The 18,921-nt window shown below is 35.0% G+C and carries 23 protein-coding genes, 2 tRNA genes and 1 pseudogene; 12 read left to right on the forward strand and 14 right to left on the reverse strand.

The genetic code is table 11. The features are described 5' to 3' along the window. A pseudogene (locus tag HA149_RS05915) lies at window positions 1-379 on the reverse strand (porin); the annotation flags it as partial. 337 nt (window positions 380-716) lie between these two features. On the opposite strand from HA149_RS05915, the gene HA149_RS05920 reads away from it, so the two are divergent. After that, window positions 717-2,882 (forward strand): tetratricopeptide repeat-containing sulfotransferase family protein, encoded by a 2,166-nt coding sequence (locus HA149_RS05920; protein ID WP_209113972.1) that lies wholly within the window; start codon window positions 717-719, stop codon window positions 2,880-2,882. 89 nt (window positions 2,883-2,971) lie between these two features. Here HA149_RS05920 and HA149_RS05925 read toward each other — a convergent pair whose 3' ends face one another. From HA149_RS05925 to HA149_RS05935, 3 genes are all read right to left on the reverse strand, one after another. Further along, the gene (locus HA149_RS05925) at window positions 2,972-3,142 is read right to left on the reverse strand and encodes a hypothetical protein (RefSeq protein ID WP_209113974.1); all 171 of its coding nucleotides are present in this window, start codon (window positions 3,140-3,142) and stop codon (window positions 2,972-2,974) included. A 351-nt stretch (window positions 3,143-3,493) separates the two neighbouring features. Further along, window positions 3,494-4,006: an adenine phosphoribosyltransferase gene (locus HA149_RS05930; protein WP_209113976.1), complete on the reverse strand. Its 513-nt coding sequence runs from the start codon at window positions 4,004-4,006 to the stop codon at window positions 3,494-3,496. A gap of 468 nt (window positions 4,007-4,474) precedes the next feature. After that, window positions 4,475-6,157 (reverse strand): hypothetical protein, encoded by a 1,683-nt coding sequence (locus tag HA149_RS05935; RefSeq protein WP_209113978.1) that lies wholly within the window; start codon window positions 6,155-6,157, stop codon window positions 4,475-4,477. Window positions 6,158-6,424: 267 nt separating this feature from the next. Here HA149_RS05935 and HA149_RS05940 point away from each other — a divergent pair. After that, a tRNA-Pro gene (locus tag HA149_RS05940) sits at window positions 6,425-6,498 on the forward strand. Between the two features lie 97 nt (window positions 6,499-6,595). Here HA149_RS05940 and HA149_RS05945 read toward each other — a convergent pair. The 4 genes from HA149_RS05945 to HA149_RS05960 are packed head-to-tail and all read right to left on the reverse strand — an operon-like array spanning window position 6,596 to window position 7,981. Continuing rightward, window positions 6,596-6,844, reverse strand: a complete 249-nt coding sequence (locus HA149_RS05945; protein ID WP_209113980.1) for a DUF1651 domain-containing protein — start codon at window positions 6,842-6,844, stop codon at window positions 6,596-6,598. 37 nt (window positions 6,845-6,881) lie between these two features. Beyond that, entirely contained in the window at window positions 6,882-7,322 is a 441-nt protein-coding gene (locus HA149_RS05950) for a hypothetical protein (protein WP_209113982.1), read from the reverse strand. Next, window positions 7,315-7,497, reverse strand: a complete 183-nt coding sequence (locus HA149_RS05955; protein WP_209113984.1) for a hypothetical protein — start codon at window positions 7,495-7,497, stop codon at window positions 7,315-7,317. Before HA149_RS05955 ends, HA149_RS05950 begins: the two co-directional genes overlap by 8 nt. Window positions 7,498-7,507: 10 nt before the next feature. Further along, window positions 7,508-7,981 (reverse strand): hypothetical protein, encoded by a 474-nt coding sequence (locus HA149_RS05960; protein WP_209113986.1) that lies wholly within the window; start codon window positions 7,979-7,981, stop codon window positions 7,508-7,510. Window positions 7,982-8,601: 620 nt separating this feature from the next. On the opposite strand from HA149_RS05960, the gene HA149_RS05965 reads away from it, so the two are divergent. Both HA149_RS05965 and HA149_RS09590 read left to right on the forward strand, forming a co-directional pair. Continuing rightward, a complete protein-coding gene (locus HA149_RS05965; RefSeq protein WP_209113989.1) occupies window positions 8,602-9,192 on the forward strand; it encodes a tyrosine-type recombinase/integrase in 591 nt (196 codons plus the stop codon). Continuing rightward, complete coding sequence (locus HA149_RS09590) at window positions 9,179-9,304, forward strand: hypothetical protein (RefSeq protein ID WP_280634146.1); 126 nt, start codon at window positions 9,179-9,181, stop codon at window positions 9,302-9,304. Before HA149_RS05965 ends, HA149_RS09590 begins: the two co-directional genes overlap by 14 nt. Window positions 9,305-9,690: 386 nt before the next feature. Here the strand turns inward: HA149_RS09590 and HA149_RS05970 are convergent, their stop codons facing one another. From HA149_RS05970 to HA149_RS05990, 5 genes are all read right to left on the reverse strand, one after another. Next, entirely contained in the window at window positions 9,691-11,967 is a 2,277-nt protein-coding gene (locus HA149_RS05970) for a PriCT-2 domain-containing protein (RefSeq protein WP_209113992.1), read from the reverse strand. Between the two features lie 448 nt (window positions 11,968-12,415). Further along, window positions 12,416-12,817: a hypothetical protein gene (locus tag HA149_RS05975; protein WP_209113994.1), complete on the reverse strand. Its 402-nt coding sequence runs from the start codon at window positions 12,815-12,817 to the stop codon at window positions 12,416-12,418. After that, the gene (locus tag HA149_RS05980; protein ID WP_209113996.1) at window positions 12,814-13,053 is read right to left on the reverse strand and encodes a hypothetical protein; all 240 of its coding nucleotides are present in this window, start codon (window positions 13,051-13,053) and stop codon (window positions 12,814-12,816) included. Before HA149_RS05980 ends, HA149_RS05975 begins: the two co-directional genes overlap by 4 nt. 5 nt (window positions 13,054-13,058) lie before the next feature. Then, entirely contained in the window at window positions 13,059-13,220 is a 162-nt protein-coding gene (locus HA149_RS05985; protein WP_209113998.1) for a hypothetical protein, read from the reverse strand. 215 nt (window positions 13,221-13,435) lie between these two features. Beyond that, window positions 13,436-14,737 (reverse strand): hypothetical protein, encoded by a 1,302-nt coding sequence (locus HA149_RS05990; RefSeq protein WP_209114000.1) that lies wholly within the window; start codon window positions 14,735-14,737, stop codon window positions 13,436-13,438. Between the two features lie 141 nt (window positions 14,738-14,878). Here HA149_RS05990 and HA149_RS05995 point away from each other — a divergent pair. From HA149_RS05995 to HA149_RS06030, 8 genes are all read left to right on the forward strand, one after another. Next, window positions 14,879-14,950, forward strand: a tRNA-Pro gene (locus HA149_RS05995). A 266-nt stretch (window positions 14,951-15,216) separates the two neighbouring features. After that, window positions 15,217-15,453: a hypothetical protein gene (locus HA149_RS06000; protein WP_156858212.1), complete on the forward strand. Its 237-nt coding sequence runs from the start codon at window positions 15,217-15,219 to the stop codon at window positions 15,451-15,453. Next, window positions 15,422-15,694 (forward strand): hypothetical protein, encoded by a 273-nt coding sequence (locus tag HA149_RS06005; RefSeq protein ID WP_079330318.1) that lies wholly within the window; start codon window positions 15,422-15,424, stop codon window positions 15,692-15,694. Before HA149_RS06000 ends, HA149_RS06005 begins: the two co-directional genes overlap by 32 nt. Continuing rightward, the gene (locus tag HA149_RS06010) at window positions 15,694-15,951 is read left to right on the forward strand and encodes a hypothetical protein (protein WP_162512599.1); all 258 of its coding nucleotides are present in this window, start codon (window positions 15,694-15,696) and stop codon (window positions 15,949-15,951) included. Before HA149_RS06005 ends, HA149_RS06010 begins: the two co-directional genes overlap by 1 nt. Beyond that, a complete protein-coding gene (locus HA149_RS06015; protein ID WP_162512598.1) occupies window positions 15,939-16,379 on the forward strand; it encodes a hypothetical protein in 441 nt (146 codons plus the stop codon). The genes HA149_RS06010 and HA149_RS06015 overlap by 13 nt, the downstream gene beginning before the upstream one ends. After that, window positions 16,372-17,655, forward strand: coding sequence for a VapE domain-containing protein (locus HA149_RS06020; protein WP_162512597.1), 1,284 nt, complete (start codon window positions 16,372-16,374; stop codon window positions 17,653-17,655). The genes HA149_RS06015 and HA149_RS06020 overlap by 8 nt, the downstream gene beginning before the upstream one ends. 344 nt (window positions 17,656-17,999) lie before the next feature. Then, a complete protein-coding gene (locus HA149_RS06025; RefSeq protein WP_162512596.1) occupies window positions 18,000-18,245 on the forward strand; it encodes a hypothetical protein in 246 nt (81 codons plus the stop codon). Window positions 18,246-18,359: 114 nt separating this feature from the next. Next, a complete protein-coding gene (locus HA149_RS06030; protein ID WP_025890999.1) occupies window positions 18,360-18,566 on the forward strand; it encodes a hypothetical protein in 207 nt (68 codons plus the stop codon). Between the two features lie 18 nt (window positions 18,567-18,584). Here the strand turns inward: HA149_RS06030 and HA149_RS06035 are convergent, their stop codons facing one another. Beyond that, entirely contained in the window at window positions 18,585-18,857 is a 273-nt protein-coding gene (locus tag HA149_RS06035; RefSeq protein ID WP_162512603.1) for an ArsR/SmtB family transcription factor, read from the reverse strand. Window positions 18,858-18,921: the final 64 nt, after the last annotated feature.

The raw sequence follows: 18,921 nt of genomic DNA on the forward strand, positions 1-18,921 counted from the left end.
TCATTCCAGATGTACCAGAAAGAGATGATGTACCTGAAGCATTACCTATGTCAATAGTTGCAGCTAATGAATCTTCGCCAGTAAAGCTAGTTTCTAAGCCAATACCCATTTGGTAGGCGAATTCTGTTTTTTCAGATGTACCCTGATCAACAGCACCAACAAGAAAATCAACACCGAAAGATGCTGTAGTTGTTTCTGAGAATGAACCAGCTTCAAGATCATTGAATCTAGCTTCTAAGCCGTCAACACGACTATTTGTAACTGCAATTTCTTCTGCAGCATTAAAATCATTGATTGTAACTTCGTTAGCAGATGCTGTCATAGGGGCTAATAAGCCTAATGTTGCAGGTGCCACGAGCAAGCTCTTAAAAAGCTTCATAAATTTCCTCACACGAAATTTAAAGGACACCTTAAGATAACGTAAAAATTATCATTTTTTCAAGTATCAGCGGATACTTTTTTGTTCATATCTTGTATTTATAAATTCTATTTGAAAAAAATTTAAATTAAATACTCAAAATCATTTGATACAACTGCGATTTAAGCTAGACAAAATAAAGTCATAAAATTTAGTTATGAGAATGTGACGATAATATTTGTGTCCCTGAAAAAGAATTTTCAAACAATAAATGTTGAAATTCACAAGATTTTGTGATTTTTGAGAAGCACTAATAACAATTCGAAGTTAAGTTTAAATCTATAACTAAGAAAAAGGCATGAAAGGATTTGGGAATAACAATAGAACCAAAAAAAAGTTAAAAGAAAAAGCCAGTAGTTTGCAGAAAGATAAATTGATTTCAAATGCATTAGCATTACATTCAAAAGGAAAAATCAAAGAAGCGTCAGAAATATATAATTTTTTAATTCAAAATAAAATCTATGATCCCAGGATATTTAATAATTTAGGAAGTATTTATTCTCAAATAAAACAGGTTGATAAAGCAATATTGTTATTTGAAGAATCAATTAAAAAATTCCCAGACCGTATAGAGGCATACCCAAACTTAGCAAATGTTCTTGTGGCAAAAGGTAGAAGTGATACTGCTAAAAATATTTTGAATAAAGCTATTGAATTAAATCCCAAATATTTAAGGTCCTATTCCATTATGGCCGGAATATTAGTAGGAGAAGGTAATCTCCAAAAAGCAGAATTTTTTTTAAAAAAGATTTTAGAAATAAACCCAAAAGATATTAATGCACTAGTCAATTTAGCCTGCGTCTTGAAAGATTCAGGAAACCCTAAGCAAGCAGAAAAATTCTTAAAAGTTGCTCTTAAAATTAATCCCAGCTTTGATTTTGCCCTTACTAACCTTGGAGCAGTATTAAATGAATTAGAGAAATTTGATGAAGGAGAACAATGCTTAAGAAAGGCACTTAGTATAAATTCATCTTCGCCAATGGCACTAAATAATTTAGGTAACATTCTTTCCAATAAAAAAAATAACAAGGAGGCAGAACTCTGTTACCGTAAAGCTATTGAAATAAAATCAGATTTTTCTATTGCGTATAATAATCTCGGTTCTCTTCTATCAAAGCAGGGCAATCTCATTGAGGCGGAAAAGTTTACCCAAAAAGCAATTAATTTCAATCCTAAATTTGAATTAGCCTACGTTAATTTAGGGTCAATTAAAATAGATCTTGATAAGTTAAAAGAGGCAGAAGAATTATTTCTTAGTGCAATTGAAATTAACGAAAAATACAATTATGCATACAGAAATCTTTTCAGACTTTACGAGAAAACGAACAAGATAAGCAAATTAAAAAATAAAATTGAAAGTTTAAACCAAAATGAAAATGTCATAAATGAGATACTTATGTTTAAAGCTAGAATCTTTTTTAGAGAAAAGGATTTCATTACAGCAAAAAAATATATTGACCAAGTTTCTAATGAATGGATAAAAAATACTGATCATTCTACAAATCTCCTTTATTGGTCTTTTAAAGCATTTATTGAAGAAAAAGTTAAAAATTATGATGAAGCCTTTAAATGTTTTGAGAAAAGTCAACTTAATTTAAAATATGAGACTACCAACCCAAAAATTTTTCAAAATTACATACACACATATAGAAAAAATATTGACAAAGATGCTTTTTTGGTAAAAACCAAAGATACAAAAATAATTAAAGAATCACCAGTATTTCTTATAGGTTTCCCTAGATCAGGTACTACATTACTAGACACAATTCTAAGAAGCCATCCTGAAATTGATGTTTTAGAGGAAAAACCATTAATTAATTCTGTCGAACAAATGATAAAGTCAAAATTCAAATGTTCTCTTGATAAACTCCATCAGTTAACTAGTAAAGATCTAGATTATTTACGCAATCACTATTTGGAAATTTTGCATAATAATTGTGATAATAAAAACGCAAAGATATTGATTGATAAATTTCCTTTTCAAACTGTTTGCTTACCTCTCGTCAATTTATTATTTCCAAACTCAAAAATAATTTTCACACATAGAAATCCATACGATACTGTTTTATCTTGCTTTCAACAATCTTTCGAACCTAACAATGCGATGGCTAACTTCCGAAGCATAGAATCAGCTTCGAGAATTTATGATTTGACCATGAGTACTTGGTTGGACTATAAGGAAAAATTAAAAATGAATTACATCACATCTAAATACGAAGATTTAATAGAGGATTTTGATAAACATATTTTAAAAATTTTAGATTTCTTGGATGTTACTTGGGATGACAATATAAAAAATTATAGAAATACTGCAAATGAAAGAGGGAAAATAAATACTCCCTCTTCTTCACAAGTTGTTCAGCCACTTTACAAATCATCAATAAATAAGTGGAAAAATTACGAAAAATATTTTAAAAATTCGAATCAATATCTTGAAAAATGGTTAAGTTACTTTGAATACTGATAAATTATAATTTCTAAAAAATTTCAAAAATTACAGCTAGATTGCAAAAATCAATTTTTAGTATCTTCAATTAAGATATTAAAAAAAGATTATGAATTTATTTTCTTTGAAATTTTGAAAGAAGTTTTCTTTGTTTTATAAATTTTCTTTTTTGAAATATGAAAATCATCAACGTACCAACCAGATGCTAAACGTGTATCTATTTCTTCATAATCTTTTTTTATATCAAGACTTGCTAATGACTTTTTTTTATATTCCATCAAGAGATAGTTGAGACTAACTTATAATAACAAAAATACACTTAATAAATAATTTGTACAACAAACATTTTTTGAATTCAGTTCAAAATCTTTAGAAAAAAGAAAAAAATAATAGATATTACCTCAATAAAAGAATTTCTTAGTTATATTTTTAAAAATTTTATAAACCTGAGGAGCACAAGGTCAAATGACTCATTTTAATTTATTGGTTAATTCTTTGCCAAGGGATTTGGCAGAATTTGTATTTTTTTTGATAATTGGTTTCACAGCAGGTTCATTAGGTATAGTTTAGGTTAAGGAAGATAGAGAAGTTGTTTATCATAAATTTCAAAAATTAATGTTTTAATTTACTTAAATACACAGCATAGATTCGACAGGAAAATTAAATCGAGATCTTCCCTCAAGCTCCATAAGTTCAACAACTGTAACTAAACCACATACATCTTTACCACTTTTTCTTATTAAATCAGCTACACATTCAATTGTGCCACCGGTAGCAAGCAAGTCATCAACAATTGCATAAGAACTAAATTTCTCAAGAGACTCCTTTTGTATTGATAAAGAGCTTTTCCCATATTCTAAAAAGTAGTTTCCTTTTATGAGTTCCCCGGGAAGTTTTCCCGGCTTCCTTGCTACTAACATTGGTTTCGATGCTTGAAGGGAAATTGCCGAGCCAAAAATAAAACCTCTAGCCTCTATTGAGATAATCGCATCAGAACTTTTTATTATTTTGCTTGAAGACATCTTAAGGATTAGTTCCCTAAAAACTTCAATATCCTGAATTATTCCAAGGATATCTTTGAAAGCAATACCTTTTTTGGGGAAATCATTATATGTTTTAATCAAACTCTCTAGATTTTTCATAATTTCAAAATTCAAACATTATTTATGATGATAATTCTTCAAAATAATTTAATTATCAGATATTTCCATAGAGTGATAAATATAAAAACCAAAAAACCATCTTTCCTTTATTCTATATCTACTAATAGTGACAAAAATCATTTTCTAGCCTAAAAAAAGATTTTTTATAAAAAAACTTATTTTATTAGTCTTTATAGATTTCTTTTATGAACTAGGTTCTTTTAAGTAGAGCATGGCGCAGCTTGGTAGCGAGGGTGCTTTGGGAGCATACCTTTTACAAACGAGACTTATTGCAATAAATGACTTTTTTAATTTTATTATGAGTCATTAAGCGAAAGAAAGGGACAAAATTTTTGTAGCGCGGGTGCCTTCGCAATAAATTAATATTTGTATACGATCACGACTTGGTCTTTTTTTAAGATTTAATGGCCCAAGTTTATTGCCATCCTAGTTCCAGGATTGAGGGCCTTATTTTGGAGTCCCAAAACGCCAAACCAAACTAGCTTCAAAGGTATTTGCATCCAGATTACCTTCTTTAGAGATGACTTTTCCTATGCCAGTTTGAAGGCTCAAATCTTTATTTAGATTGTACTCCAATCCGATACTAGGTTTGAACAATAGAGCGCTACCGCTATCAACGCCTCCTCCCCCTCCGGCACCAATGAGCATTTCGCCGTAGAGTCGCAGGTTCTTCCAGGTTGGTCCAAGAATGCCTACACCCCAATGTCCCTCTGAATAGCCACCTGCTCCTCCTCCATACGCGCTTAATCCTTGTCCTGTAAGATACCACCAATCTCCGCCCATCCAATCAATTTTGCCTCCTAAAAGTTGCATGTCGCGTGAAGAGCCTCCCTTACGTTGAGCATCAAAGTACCATTGGTGCGCCGGTCGGAAGCGCCATTTGATAGTTTTTACAGGGTCTGTTTTTCTTAAAGGCGCTCCTTTTTGATCCTGAGCAAAAATTTCCATTACATATGCCAAATTTAATCCGAGATATGAGGTGTCAAAATTACCATCTGGAGCGGTAAGATAGCCGCCATCCATAATTAGACTGAGATCAGAAGAAAGTCTGTATTCCAATCCTATATTTGCTCGGGTAACAAATCCTCCGGCGGTATCGACCCCCCCGCCACCTGCGCCGCCAATAGTTAGTGCGGGGAGTAGGGCAAGACGATCATTTTTGGTTAAGGGGAGGCGATAGCCTATCCCAGCTAAAAGTTCTGCGTATCCGCCTACCCCACCTGATAGGGCACCAGCAGTTTCAAAGGTAGTAAACCAGTTATCATCAAGAAAATAAGCGTACTCTACACCGACTAGCCCCAATGAATTATTAAGTACCCCACCCGAGGTGGTTTTGCTTCCGCTGGCGGGAGAATAGGCACGAACGCGGGCGGCTAGGTGAGATCGATGGCGGCTCACATTGCTCCAATCAACTCCGAAGTAATCAGCCACAGTCAGTCCATCATCTTCCAAATTGAACGTCAATGAACTGAATGGAATATCAAGTGAAAGCGCAATTGCATCACTTGAAATATCTCCATATGGGAAGTCTATATAGGTATAATTCAGGCCAAGTTCGCTCCAAGTAAAGTCATATTTGAGACCGATATGGGGGCGGATCATCAGCCCTCCTCCTTGCGCCGCAGCACCTCCGCCTCCGGCACCCACATAGGCTCCCGCATCGAAAATCAAATTATCGAATAACTGACGTTCCACGCCAAGGGTATAGCCACCAGTAAAGAACCCTCCACGGCGTCCCGTCGCCGCACCGTAAAGGGTAATACCTCCATAAAACGAAGGATTTAGTTGATCGTAAGCCCCTATACTATACAAACCCATTTTTTCGCCCGCATCTGGCATATCAATTTCCTCAAAGGAAAACCTTAAGGTACGATTGCGCCAAGTTGAAGCCTCTTGAGTTTTTTCAAGATTCTTCTTTGCATTTTTTTTTAAATTTGTTCTTTCAAAATAACTTTTGTCGTCTTTGTATGATTTCCAAATAATCTTTTTTAAAGGTTTTTGATCATTTTCACGTACTTTTTCCCACTTAATTGGATAAAATTCAGAAGTATCTTTTGTAACTTTTTCCGCAGATACGCCTAGAAAGTTTAAAATTTGAGCAATTATGAAAAAATAAAAGGCAAACTTCATTTCATAAATCTCTAAGTTTTGATAAATTATTTTTTTAATAATACTATTAATTAATAGATATGAGAAATCAATAAATAAGAGTCATTGATTACAATTGTTTGTTGAGATTAAAAAGTATGGGAAATTCTTTATCTTGAAGGCGAAGCTGGATTAATTCATCTTATTTCAAGCGACAAAATTCATTTTCAAGCCTCAAAAGTGATTTTTATAAAAAATTTAGGAATTTGGTCTTTTATAGATGTCTATTATGAACTAAGATCTTATGAGCGGGGCGTGGCGCAGCTTGGTAGCGCGGGTGCTTTGGGAGCACTAGGTCGCAGGTTCGAATCCTGTCGCCCCGATTGGGTTCTCACGAAATCGGAAATAAGACTGAGCGAGCTTTGAGCGAGGATTTGCAATACCTTGCATAACTTTGCAACCTCATGTCGCTCAGTATCACTAGAAATAGCTATTAAATATTGAGGTTTTCTTCCAACCCTCAGCTAGTAATTTTTTATATTCCTCCCTGGCACTCTCTACAGTCTCTACCCTGCTGCCTTTCATAACTGGTTTACTACTTCTCTTATAAACACACCCATAGGAAATCATCATTGCATCAATACTAGGACTAGGCTTCGATACATCCTCAAATGGTTCAAATACTTTTATCCTCGATCTATCCTTATTGATAAGAGTAAATTTCTCCAAAAGTCGTTAAATTTTTCTCTATATATATAGTATTAATTTATTCTTCTGATTCTGCGTAAATATCAAAAGTAGTACCACCCTCTAACCTATCCAATGCAGCTTTAATAGTTCTCAATTCTTCTTTATTTTCTCTATCTGCAATGTTATTACTCATAATCTTGAAACTCTCCGCTATTGCCTGGATTGCTGCATAGGGTCTAGTAGTTCTATCCAACCCTAACTCAACTAATCTTGCAGCTAATGCAGGTGCATGGTCAGCGATATAACTATTAGCATCCTCAATATTATGTTGGATACATTGCTGTAAATAACCCGCTGCATCAGGATGTTTTCTCCACTTCCTTAAATTAACTGGTGTAATTTTTCCAACTTCTGCTGCTTCATTCCAATTCGAACCACTAGCCCTAGCAGCTAATGCCTTTTGTATATTCGGAGGTAATGTTTGCTCCTCTCTTGGTAATCTTCCAGGTTTAGCCATCAGTTAATTTTTCGATTTCGTGCAGTAGTTGTCGTTGTTTATTTTTTAGTGGTGCTATCTCATCCCTAAACCAACTCATTTCTGCTCTAAGTTTATTTTCAACATTTTCTAGCTGCTCCTTGAGGTCATTTATAGAACCAGGTTTATACTTCTGTTGTTTTATTTTCTTAGTCATTAGTTGGCAGTTACTCGGATATTCCCCACGCTGCTCGTGCCTGAGCAACCGCCTGAGCACTAGGAGGATTTGCAGCTAGTTTGCTCATGGGGTCTAACTCTTGCCAAGCCTTTAATCTTGCTGCCTTAGCTGCATTTATTTCCTGTAATTTTGCTGTCTCATCAATAACCTGTTGCTTTTCAATAGCATCCCCAAGGTCCTCACATTGTTGAGCATAGTGCGGTAGATTCGCAGCCCTTAACGCTGGTGCATCTTGTGGTAATAATTCATTTCTTTGCAACCTTAGTTGGACATCCCCTGGTAATCCAACACCTAGCCCACTATTGCCAAATAAATTCTGAAATAACCTCCCCTGGTCATAATTTTCTAATGCTAGTTTCTCGGTAATATTTAACTCTTGCGAACTCTTTGGCATAGGTGGTACTGACTTTGCAGGAAACTCAGTTTGATAAAAATTGACCCATTGCTCTAAGTAATTAATCATGGATAATACCTTAATTTAGTTTGCTTACGCTTTTCCCAAATTTCTAAGGCCTTGGCCCAATTCGGGTTACGTTTGTTGCGTGAAATCTCAGGTGGAATATTGTGATCTTGCCATTGTTGCCATGCGTACAATGCCCATGACTCTTGTTGCTTAGCATCAGGAAATAACTGCCTGGCACACTTCATGCACCTGGCTGACCTGTTGAAGTTCTCAATGTCAAAATCGTGGTCAATTTCCACTTTAATTACATTCGCTATATAACAATTTTAGGTTGTATTTATGTAATATGGACTATTACATTTTCTAGCTACTAAATGTTGCTAATTATATTCAAACTATGTTATATTTAACTTATTAATTAAGTACCCCGTAGGTCGATCTGAGTTTCAAATAATTCCTACCAGACCCCCTGTTGTCAAATAGTTTCTCCTTATTTATTCTTTATAATTAATAGGTAATATTAATATTTTTATTTGTGATCTGTAACACCATAATTAATAAACAATACTGAACTAAATAATACTAACTTTTGGTTTATTTACACTATCTGACTTCGTAAAATTATAGTAATACGAAGTAAAAACTACCTCGTAAAAAGCACCTCTAAAACTTAATTAATTATGACCACATCACATGATGCGAAGAGGTCAGGAAAAAGCAAAACGCTTACTCCTGAGCAGCTAGACCAGGTAATACATCACTTGCCTAGTTATAAGCATCAAATACTTGCATTAGTTTGTAGAAATTGTGCCTGCCGAATCCAGGAGGCTACGTTACTAACTTGGGAATGTTTCAGACAAGATCAAATGACATTTCCATACTTCGTGACCAAAGGCCGATTGGATACCAGGGATATTCCTCTAGCTCCTAAATTCATCAAAACTCTTAAAGAGTACCAAAGGCATTGCCAAAGGTTAAAAGGCGAAAAGTTAACTGGTAACGACTATATGTTTCCAGGGCGATATGGCTTTGATAAACCAATATCAACCAGGGCGTTCATGTACGCATTGGATGAGGCTACATTAAAGGCCAAAATTACCAAATTTAGCTCGCATGGATTCAGGCGAACCGCATTGACCTCAGGCAATGAAAAGGGCATAAGCCTCAGAACATTGCAATCAATTTCGGGCCACAAGTCCCTCACAACCCTCCAAAAATACTTGGATGTGAGCGACAAACAAAAACTAGAGGCTGTTAATGCTTTTGCTTAAATATCCTCTTGAATGGGCCGATTTTCTACCATCAGGTTTAATACCCAGGGCGACTCAATCGGTTCTCCCTGGCCCTCCTGATAAACATTCATTGATAACTTTGGAGGCTTAGCAATCGGAGCAACCCGAGCGAGCCTCTTTTTTAATGCCTCTATCTCACGATTCATACTCATAGCAATCATTCCTAGCTTTTTCTAAATCATAAAATCGAATTTTTACAATGCCAAAAAACTGAGTGACGCAGCCCAAATAGGGTGGGGGTATAGATAACAGACAAAAAATGGGAAGAACCACTAAATATAGATATAAAAAGCCAGTTATATTCTTTATTTATACTTAGTGGTACAAATGGGATTTAATCGGGATAAAAATGGGAAAATGGGATACCAGGAAAATTAATCCCGAAGTTATCCCACAATTATCCCAATCAATATTTGGCTTAAATCTATTGGTATAAAACTAATTTCTAAAAGTTAATCCCGATTTTATTTAATACAGTTATACCCTCCCCCATTCACTCTTTATATAATCTTCAACCTCAGCCCGAATAGATACGCAATCTACTGATAATTGCTTTGCCCCCTGTTTTGTTAGGTAATAGCAGGGTCTAGAGTAGCCCACCAATTTAAGATCATTTTTAAGTATTCCAAGTCTATTCCTAAGGGTTTTTTCTTTCATATTGATACTATTGGCAATAATCTCAGGAGTCGTACCATCAGTCTTTAATCCCTCAGGAGTAATACTTTCAGTAAAAATAGCTTTTAGGATTTGGGTGGTTTTATCATCAGCATCAGCAACATTATCCTCAACTAGATCAAATAAATAATCAGATAATACATATCTAAATTTCCTGGATTTTTCGCCCCTAAATTTTTCAACATTCCACTCAGTAATTTGCCCTAGCTCCTTATGTTCATGTTTTACCAATCTGTGAACCGCATAGGGTATTTGGTAGATATTGGAATTACCTCCACTTGATGCAATACCGAAACCTCCTTTTGCTGCTCCTGGTTTAGTGTGATGCAGCCATAACCAAACGCAATTATATTTTGATGCAATAGCCTGGGCGATTTGCATAACCAACCCAACAGGACCAATACCGAAATCTATATCAGCAATTTCAAGAATCTTTTTTAAACTATCAGCCACGAGCAATTTATAAGGTTGCCCATTGGGATGCCCTGCCTCTAGTGTTTCTACAATTTCAGTTAATCCATTTAATGTAAAACCCCAACTAGGTTTCTCCTGTTCAGCATCCGCACCAATAAAAGTAAAATTATCATCCCAGTAATCTAGCTGAGGCACGTTAAGCATTTCGGCATACTTTTTAACCATTCCAAAAGCACCATCCCCGCCATCAGAACCGACCCAAACTGTTGCCCCTTGCCTTGGTTCTGGTATTCCATATAAGTCATCAAGAATAGGACAACCAGTTGCTAGAGCATAACTTAACCCTAATGCTGCAAGAGTCTTACCTGCACCACTCTCCCCCATCAATAAGCAATCCTTACCCTCGATAGTAAAACCAGGTTGTAAAACCTCCATTGCCTCCTGTTTAGTAATGGATGAGGAAAATGTCCTATGCCTGCGTTTAGATTCTTTTGGAGTAGCAAAACTAAGTCCATTTTTATCTGCAAACATCATCAGCAAACGCTTTTGGATTTCATTTTTATTAATGTGATAACCACCTAAAACACTTTTGAGATATTGCACCTTATTCCAATCAGCACCCTCAACCTCAAGTTGATATAGCTCGTTCATAGTATCTTCAATTAATTTTATTTTTTCTTCCCTGGATAATTGTTTCTTATCTACCTTTGGTGGTTCTTCTTCGAAAATGTCAGGATTATTTTCTTTGGCAACTTCGTAGAAACTTCCAAATTTTCTAGGATTATCAGATTTTCCAAAACTATCCCATTTGTCATAACATTCATTTTCATCAAAATTAGTCATCCCCTCGGACCAGTTAAGCCAATCATCAAAATGCTTAAATTCATCCCCCTGGGCATTGCCTACATGATGCAAAGACATCCCAACGTGTAACCAATCATCATAGTCCTGGTATTTAGTAGCAGGTTGATAATATTTTTCTAAAAATGGTTTAATTCGCTCACTATCTCTCTCCAACTCTTCCCTAGTTTCCTTTTTCAAATAAGGTCTATTTCTTTTATTTGAATTTCTAGTAATCTCAACCCATTGCTCACAAGCCCACTCAGGTAACTCAGCTAACTCAACATCCTTAGGACTTCGCCCAGGTACAAAACTATAAAAACCCTGCCCATCCTTTTTCTGATTTGGATGCCTACCAGTTACAACCGATTGAATACCATGACCCCAACGCAATTCAACTTTGGAGCAACCCTCTAGTTCTATAGTTTTGCCCTTTATAAACTTCCAATAATGTTTTGGCACTCTAAACAACATTTGGCATCTAGCAGGCCTACCACTTGTTGTAGTTATTGTTGGTGGTAAATCTTTGGGCGATCTTCCAAAATGATGCTCAAAGTTTCTATTTGAACCAACTCCATCAAAATCAAATCCACACGTTTCAGTAATTGGATTGAGGTGCACTCCTAAACCTGTCAAAGTTATTGGAGAATTATCTGGCTTATCGGGATTAATATAATTTGTACCTTTTTCTATAGCCTCTTCAATAGTAAAAAATTGGTCATCCCAAGCCTTAAGAAATCCACCCTTAAATAAAACAGGAGTATATTTCCAGGAGTCAGGTGCACTAGCTAACGCAGTTTCAAATTTATGCACCATGTGGGTCATAACCCTCCATTTCAGCAGCTATGGTAATTAATCTTCGAATTATCATGCTCACGTCACGATTTTCAATCATAGCCTGGGTTCTTAGCCAAACAGCAAGCCTCTTTTGACATCTAAAATTCATGTGATCGGTAACAGGTGCACCCCTAACCTCTTTCATGTAATATTTCGCTCTCTCTTCGTGATTCATTGGGAATGTAATAAGTGCTATTACACTCAAATTAATTAATCCATTTCATTAAAAAAGCGATCACAACAAGAGATAAGCAACCTGCATAAGGCTGCTGCACTCTTGTAATAATGTGAAGCTACGCAAATTTAATCTGTATCAATTTCACTTTCCAACAGGTCTAATAATTTTAAAATCAGCCTGTTTTTGGAAGTGTCTGACATTTGATGCTCTACCGATAACATCAACTCCAACTCCTTACGCTTGGCCTCAAAATCATCCTTATTCTGCATGGCTCTCCTCTTTATGTAGCCACTTAAGTTGCTCATGCTTAAATATTTCATCAACTTTCTCTAGGGTGTAATTCTCTAATATTTCCCAATCTATTTTCATATTCGAACCACCTAACGCCTCATGTACCTCCCAATGAGTTATGTGAGGATAATATTTGGCATTAACAAAAGCACCAAAGCAAACATCCCCATCCTCATAAACTTCATCCAAAATGTCTGGTTTTCGTTTTGGAAGAATAATTACATTAACTGTTGGAATATTTTGACCAGTACATTGATGTACAAAAAATGTTCCGTATTTTGTTGGATATTCTGTTGATTTTTGATACCCCACTTTAAGTAGTGAGGTAATCAAATCATCAATAGTAGCTATAGAAGTAATTGGGGTCATTTTGTAACCCCATTAGCTTGTGGTGCTCTCCAATTACCTAAGACCTCTAGGACTTTCTCAACATTCCATAAGTACCACCCAGATCGCCCTGGGGATGTACGGAGGTAATGTGTGCCCTCAACGAAAAAGCCCTCCATCCTACGCCTACGCAGGGTGTCACGACTTACGCCACATGCTGTAACAGCATCAGGTGTCTTAAGCCAGATAGCTCCACTATTATTCTTTTTTAGACTCACTATTCTTAGTTAATCTTTATTCCTTTGCTTTCTGCGACATCTAACATTTCTCGAGTCCAGGCAAAATTACCCTGCTCTAAAACTAACCCCTTTTGATTTTTAAATAAGCGGTCGATTTCAGAACTGATTTTGTCTCGTTTCGAGTATTTGTTAGCCTTTTTTGCCATCAAAATTCTCAGGAATGAACATTAACATCATCAGTCCACCTAGCAGGTCCACGTTACGATAATTTTTCTGCTGATAGTTCGACATCTTAAAAAGAAAGAGGTTGGTCACCTGGTAATTTAATCCAGAACACCACAACTGTTGCAATTAGCATAACCCTGCAAAACCCTGCTGACAACTGTTTACTATTATTTTTTCCTACACATACCATTAACTATTATTCTTCATCATCATTTTGCTTTTTTATATACTTCATTCCCTTTTTAAAACTTGCATCTAAATCCTCCTCGCTGAACCACCTAGCGTAATGTTTAATGTGGGTTTCTTCGGTGTGGCCCATGTGTTTTGAGATTTCGTTGGAGCTTAAATTAGTAATTTTATGAGTTATGTAGGAGTAACCATGCCTAAAACTTCTCATGGTATAACCATTTTTCTTTTTCATAGCCATCCAGGTTTTATTTCGCTCCAGGTAATTAGATAAAGATTCTCCAAAGCCAGTAAATTCACTAACATCAGGTAGCTTTTCTTTTTTAAATCTATTAATCAAATCCCACTCCTTATCGAATCCAGTAAAACAAAATAACTTCCTAGGCTTACCAGTACCCCCATCAGTTTTCTTAACCCACATGGACCATAAAGCACCATTGCGTAGCTCAACATTTGGTACTTCCTCAGGTCTTAAACCAAATGCCGATAATAATTCAATCGCAAATTTCCATGCTTTTGCTCTACTGGCATTTAATTTATGTTTTTGATTAATAGGTAGGCTCGCTATTAACTCCCTAATGTCATTCTCTTTAATAGGTACTCTTTTTGTATCTTCCTCATCTTGTATATCCTGACCTGATTTTTTACCAATAAAAGTACCCGCACCACCCTTTTCAAATGGTGGCTTATATTTTTTGTCTAATAAATAATTACTCTCATAACTTGTACCCCAACGTAAAAATGCAGCCATATTTCTAATAACCTGCTGTCTAATTCTTGTGCCCGAAGTGCTTACCTTAGGAGCAAGTCTTACAAACAAATCCTCAGCATTTTCAGCATCAGCAACATTAACTAAGTGACTATATGTTTTACCTGTTGCCTTTATTCTTGGAGGTTTAATACTTGTATTCTTTTCGCCTCCATATTCTTTATTCCATGTTTTTTGCTTCATCCCCTCAGTTTCAACTTTAAATAATTCAAATTGAGCAAACGCATCCAATAGAATTTTAGGATTTGGTTTTTTTCTTACTTTTGGGTCTTTGGAAATATCTGCTCGCTTAAACGCTTCATCAATAGAAAATCCTTGGGTAGTTAATAAATGTATTTGCTCAACAGTTTCCTGGATTCTCCTTGCGTGAGCTTTATCCCATGGAATATTAAAAGTTTTGTATTTTCTACTATTGTCATCTAGTCTCACATCAAGTTTAAATTTACCCTTGCCGTTGGTTATTCTCCAAGCCGAACCACAAGTCGATTTTATTATTCCTCTTAACGATTCAACCCATGGATCTTTGCGAGGTGGTGTCGTCATGGCACTAGGTTGCTTGTGAGCGAGATTTGAGCGAGCTTTTGCATACCTATGCTATACCTTGCAACAGTAAGATGCAATATTGAGACTCATATTAATCCTAGTCATACCAACTCATAAGCTATAGCCTCACTTGTTTCTCATGGGGGCTGTCGCATTTTGCGTAGCGGGTGCTTTGGGAGCACTAGGTCGCAGGTTCGAATCCTGTCGCCCCGATAGTCATAGCAGTCGATCTCAGATATACCAAAATAGAGTCTCAAAAGTATCCGTAGCTTTTCCGTGGAATATGTTGGATTTGTAATAAAAAAGCCACGGAACTTCGAAACCATGTGTGCAACTTTAGGTTGAATTAGTTCAGATCTCGGCAATAATAAAGTTGTCAGATATTTGCGACCTTCAAACAGCCCACAGTAGTGACCTTCGACTTTATTTGATGCACCTTCGATAAGTGCGGGGATTATCAACAAACAACTCCATATATATTGAGAACACGCAACAGACCACCAAAGTTTTTCAAAGGAAAGAAGCTCCAAGCTTCTAACTTGACTCATCACGATTCAGTTGGAATTGCAATGGATTTAATTTGCTTTGAGAAATCTGGTGTGAATGTAAATGGATTTCTCGTGATGACGAATCCTTCTGTTCTTACTGCATATAACGAGTTGAAGAATAATCCTTCAAAGGTTAATGACTACTACAAACTGGATAGAGCTTCCTAAGTTAGTTGAGTATCTATATTGCAGTGAAAGAACTGTTTATAAGTTAAAAAAAGCGAATGTATTTGTAGCGGGAGAACACTTCTATCGAGTAGGTGAAGGAAAGGAAAAAGGGAAATGTGTTTATGGATTAGAGGAGTGCAGAAAAGCACTACTTAAACATTCCGCAGAAACTAAGAAGCAAAAGGGAGCTAGATATAAGAAAGAGATGATGAAAGACCTCGTCGCAAAGGAGGTTAAGTAGTGGATACGATTCCCTCTAAAATACTTAAAAGCACCTTTAAAAATAGGTGTCATAACAAAGCAACTGAACTTGGTGATAATGGAAAGGTTTTTGATTATCTATTTGAAGAGCTAGTCCAAGCAAATGCTTATTGTTGTGCATTACAAACCAAAGTTCAGATATTAGAATATATCCAAACTAAATATCATGAGCAAATAGCAAATTTATTAGAGCAACTTGGAATAAAAAAAGATTGGTGGCGAATATGGAAAAAGTAAATGGTAAATGGATAGCGCCAGAGCATTTTGATAGTGAAGAAGAAAGAAAAAAAGCAATGAATGGTTGGCGTAGAAGGTACTATGAAACCTTTCGATCAGACGATCAATTCTGTAATTGGCTTAAGTTAGATGGCTTTCATAGTAGTAAGCCAATAACACCAAAATACTTAAAAGAATACGAAAGACAACAAGCCCTAATTGAAGAATTTTATAAATATAAAGGTGTTTATGATGGGTTGCCTGAGTGCCATAGATTTCATGGAAATGATGGTAAATATTGGAAAATTTTCTCTGAAGAACAACAGAAAATCTACGCTAAAGATAGAGCAGAAACTACACTTAGATGCAACAAAGTAACTTACGGACATACACCAAATAGACCTAAAAGAAAAAGAGAAAAAAGAATAAGGAGAGAATTTTGTGACTGATGCTATTACACGACAACACCAAATTATTAGTACTGGATTTCTAAATAAAATTAAATTTCCAAGCGGTTATGAAGGAGAAAGAAAAAAGAAGATTGATTCTGGAGATTTAGTAGAACTTTTAGTTGATAATTGTTCTCCACGATTAACCTATAATCTTCTAACTCTTGAACCGGAATTTGATGGACAAACTATTCAAATAGATTTTGTTGAAAGCTTCTCAACTTATCTAAATATGTATGGATATAACATTAGAAAAGACTCTGCTTTTGATGGTTTATTAACAGCTGCTCGTCAGAATACATATCACCCTGTCAATGCATATCTTGAAAGAATTGCAGATAATAAATCAATTAAACCAATTGACATAGAAACAATGTCTTCCGACTACTTAGGAACTGACTCTAAGTTATATGACCAGATGCTTAAAATGACCCTAATTGGAGCAGTTGCAAGAGTCAAAAATCGTGGTTGTAAGTTTGATAATTGTTGCATTTTAGTTGGTAAGCAAGGAACAGGAAAATCTACTTTTTGGAGATATTTAGCTTCTGATGAGTTCTTTGCTGATACATGGCAACCAAAGCCTCAAGATTTGGCAATGATGCTGCAAAGATGTTGGATTTTTGAAATTGCAGAATTAGATAGGATCTCACCAAATTCAGAAAAAGCAGCAACATTAAAAGCTCTTCTATCAAGTCCGATTGATACATTTAGAAGACCTTATGGAAGAAGTATTGGTTCTTATCCAAGACCATCAATAATGGTTTCAAGTTGTAATAGAACTGATTTTCTAAATGATCCAACAGGTTCTAGAAGGTATTGGGTAATAAATCTAGAAGGGAAATTAATAAATAATAAAAAGGTTTTAAAAGATAGAGATCGAATCTGGAAAGCTGCTTTGCTGGCCTATAAAGAAGGAATGATATTGGATTTGGATGATGAATATAAAGAGGAAATAAATATAAGAAATTTAAATTTCGAAGCAGAACACCCTTTCTACTCACGTATAGAGGAATGGACGAATAAAGAGCACAATAAATATAGATTTACGACAGTTGAAGCTTTGGTTAATAGCGGTTGTAGAAATGATGAACATATAACAGATAAAGATGTAAAGGAAGCCGCAGATTGCTTAAGAAAATTAGGCCATGAAAAAAAACAATACAGATTTGGTGGGAGAAAACCTTATTATTGGTTTCATCCAGAATGGTCTATTGAGCAAAAGAAAAAGGAGCCAAGAATCATAAATTTGCCTAATAAAGGACATTATGAGATTTAATGCCTTATGTGTCTTGGCAGAATAATTTTTATCTAAGACACTAAAAAGAATTGAACCGATTTGTATTTAAGAGAATGTCTTATGTCTTATCTATTTCCACAAAAGATAATTATTTTTTGTGTTTTTTAATTTCTAGAGTTTATTAGGAATGACATAAGACATAAGGCAACATTAATTTTTAATATAGGTTCTTTCTTCTTGTACGGGAGGGGGTAATTTCGGACCCCAAAATTCTCCTAGGGAAAAGTCTGCATAGTTAGACACACTTTTACAAATGCTTGATCAGGTAAATGGAATAGAATCCCTTCATAGCAGCTAATTACACCTAATGTAAATTTTGTAAGATGAAACCAAAATCATTGCATTTGGAAGCTTATACGATTAGCCAAACAGCTAAAAAGTTAGGTTATAAATCAACCAAAACTTTATATAGATTGCTTAGCCGTGAAGTATTAGAAGACTATGTTTATTTAGAAAAATCAGGAAGAGTTTATCTAATGCTGGAGCCACCAAATCTGCCAACTTTAGCGGAAAAAATTACAGCAAATATTCAAGTAAGAAGAAATAATATTATCAAAAGGTTCATTTAGAAAGGTTTTATTTTTTTTAAGTAAACATCCTTAAACTAAATTTTTTAAAAAGATTTTTTCTTTAACTTTACTTAACCATAGGTGAATATTATTTATTAAATAGAAACTAAGGAGATGTTTAAATACAGGGAATTCATAGCTCAAATCAAATATAAAGAAGTAATATCTTCACCTGTTTATTTTATTCCTGTTTTGCTTCTATCCATAATGATTATTATTGAAGGTTTTCACATCTTTAATCACAAACAAAATTGCAAAACTAAAGCTGAGTGGATGGAACAATCAGGAATGACTTATGACAGGGAATCAGAAGTAAATTAATAAAATCTAAAATATAATTTATTCGCAGCAACGTTTTTTATTTGAAGAATAATCTGTCAAAGAAGTTATCCATTCCTTGATCAAAAAGAGAGATTCTTTATTTAGGCTGTAATATACCCATCTACCTTCTTGTCTGTCTGAGATAAGACCAGCTTCTTTCAAAATTTTTATGTGATATGAAATTCTTGATTGAGATAAATTAGTTAATTTCATAATATCGCAAACACAAACTTCTCCATCCATCATTAGGTCAATTATTTCTAGCCTAAAAGGATCAGAAAATGAAACCATCAACTTAGATATATTTTCTTTTTTTACTTTGCTAATATCTTTTAACAATTTTAAATTAATTAAA

This window comes from Prochlorococcus marinus XMU1406, from assembly GCF_017696055.1.
Lineage (GTDB): Bacteria > Cyanobacteriota > Cyanobacteriia > PCC-6307 > Cyanobiaceae > Prochlorococcus_A > Prochlorococcus_A marinus_W.

Excerpts from the sequence above, each read along its gene's own strand:
- HA149_RS05970 (WP_209113992.1), bottom strand. The coding sequence starts at position 11,967 with ATGACCCACATGGTGCATAAATTTGAAACTGCGTTAGCTAGTGCACCT.
- HA149_RS05930 (WP_209113976.1), bottom strand. The coding sequence starts at position 4,006 with ATGAAAAATCTAGAGAGTTTGATTAAAACATATAATGATTTCCCCAAA.
- HA149_RS05975 (WP_209113994.1), bottom strand. The coding sequence starts at position 12,817 with ATGACCCCAATTACTTCTATAGCTACTATTGATGATTTGATTACCTCA.
- HA149_RS06005 (WP_079330318.1), top strand. The coding sequence starts at position 15,422 with ATGACTACTACAAACTGGATAGAGCTTCCTAAGTTAGTTGAGTATCTA.
- HA149_RS06030 (WP_025890999.1), top strand. The coding sequence starts at position 18,360 with ATGTTTAAATACAGGGAATTCATAGCTCAAATCAAATATAAAGAAGTA.
- HA149_RS05985 (WP_209113998.1), bottom strand. The coding sequence starts at position 13,220 with ATGGCAAAAAAGGCTAACAAATACTCGAAACGAGACAAAATCAGTTCT.
- HA149_RS05935 (WP_209113978.1), bottom strand. The coding sequence starts at position 6,157 with ATGAAGTTTGCCTTTTATTTTTTCATAATTGCTCAAATTTTAAACTTT.
- HA149_RS05950 (WP_209113982.1), bottom strand. The coding sequence starts at position 7,322 with ATGGCTAAACCTGGAAGATTACCAAGAGAGGAGCAAACATTACCTCCG.
- HA149_RS05955 (WP_209113984.1), bottom strand. The coding sequence starts at position 7,497 with ATGACTAAGAAAATAAAACAACAGAAGTATAAACCTGGTTCTATAAAT.
- HA149_RS09590 (WP_280634146.1), top strand. The coding sequence starts at position 9,179 with ATGCTTTTGCTTAAATATCCTCTTGAATGGGCCGATTTTCTACCATCA.
- HA149_RS05960 (WP_209113986.1), bottom strand. The coding sequence starts at position 7,981 with ATGATTAATTACTTAGAGCAATGGGTCAATTTTTATCAAACTGAGTTT.
- HA149_RS05925 (WP_209113974.1), bottom strand. The coding sequence starts at position 3,142 with ATGGAATATAAAAAAAAGTCATTAGCAAGTCTTGATATAAAAAAAGAT.
- HA149_RS05965 (WP_209113989.1), top strand. The coding sequence starts at position 8,602 with ATGACCACATCACATGATGCGAAGAGGTCAGGAAAAAGCAAAACGCTT.
- HA149_RS06035 (WP_162512603.1), bottom strand. The coding sequence starts at position 18,857 with ATGGTTTCATTTTCTGATCCTTTTAGGCTAGAAATAATTGACCTAATG.
- HA149_RS05990 (WP_209114000.1), bottom strand. The coding sequence starts at position 14,737 with ATGACGACACCACCTCGCAAAGATCCATGGGTTGAATCGTTAAGAGGA.
- HA149_RS05920 (WP_209113972.1), top strand. The coding sequence starts at position 717 with ATGAAAGGATTTGGGAATAACAATAGAACCAAAAAAAAGTTAAAAGAA.
- HA149_RS06025 (WP_162512596.1), top strand. The coding sequence starts at position 18,000 with ATGAAACCAAAATCATTGCATTTGGAAGCTTATACGATTAGCCAAACA.
- HA149_RS06015 (WP_162512598.1), top strand. The coding sequence starts at position 15,939 with ATGGAAAAAGTAAATGGTAAATGGATAGCGCCAGAGCATTTTGATAGT.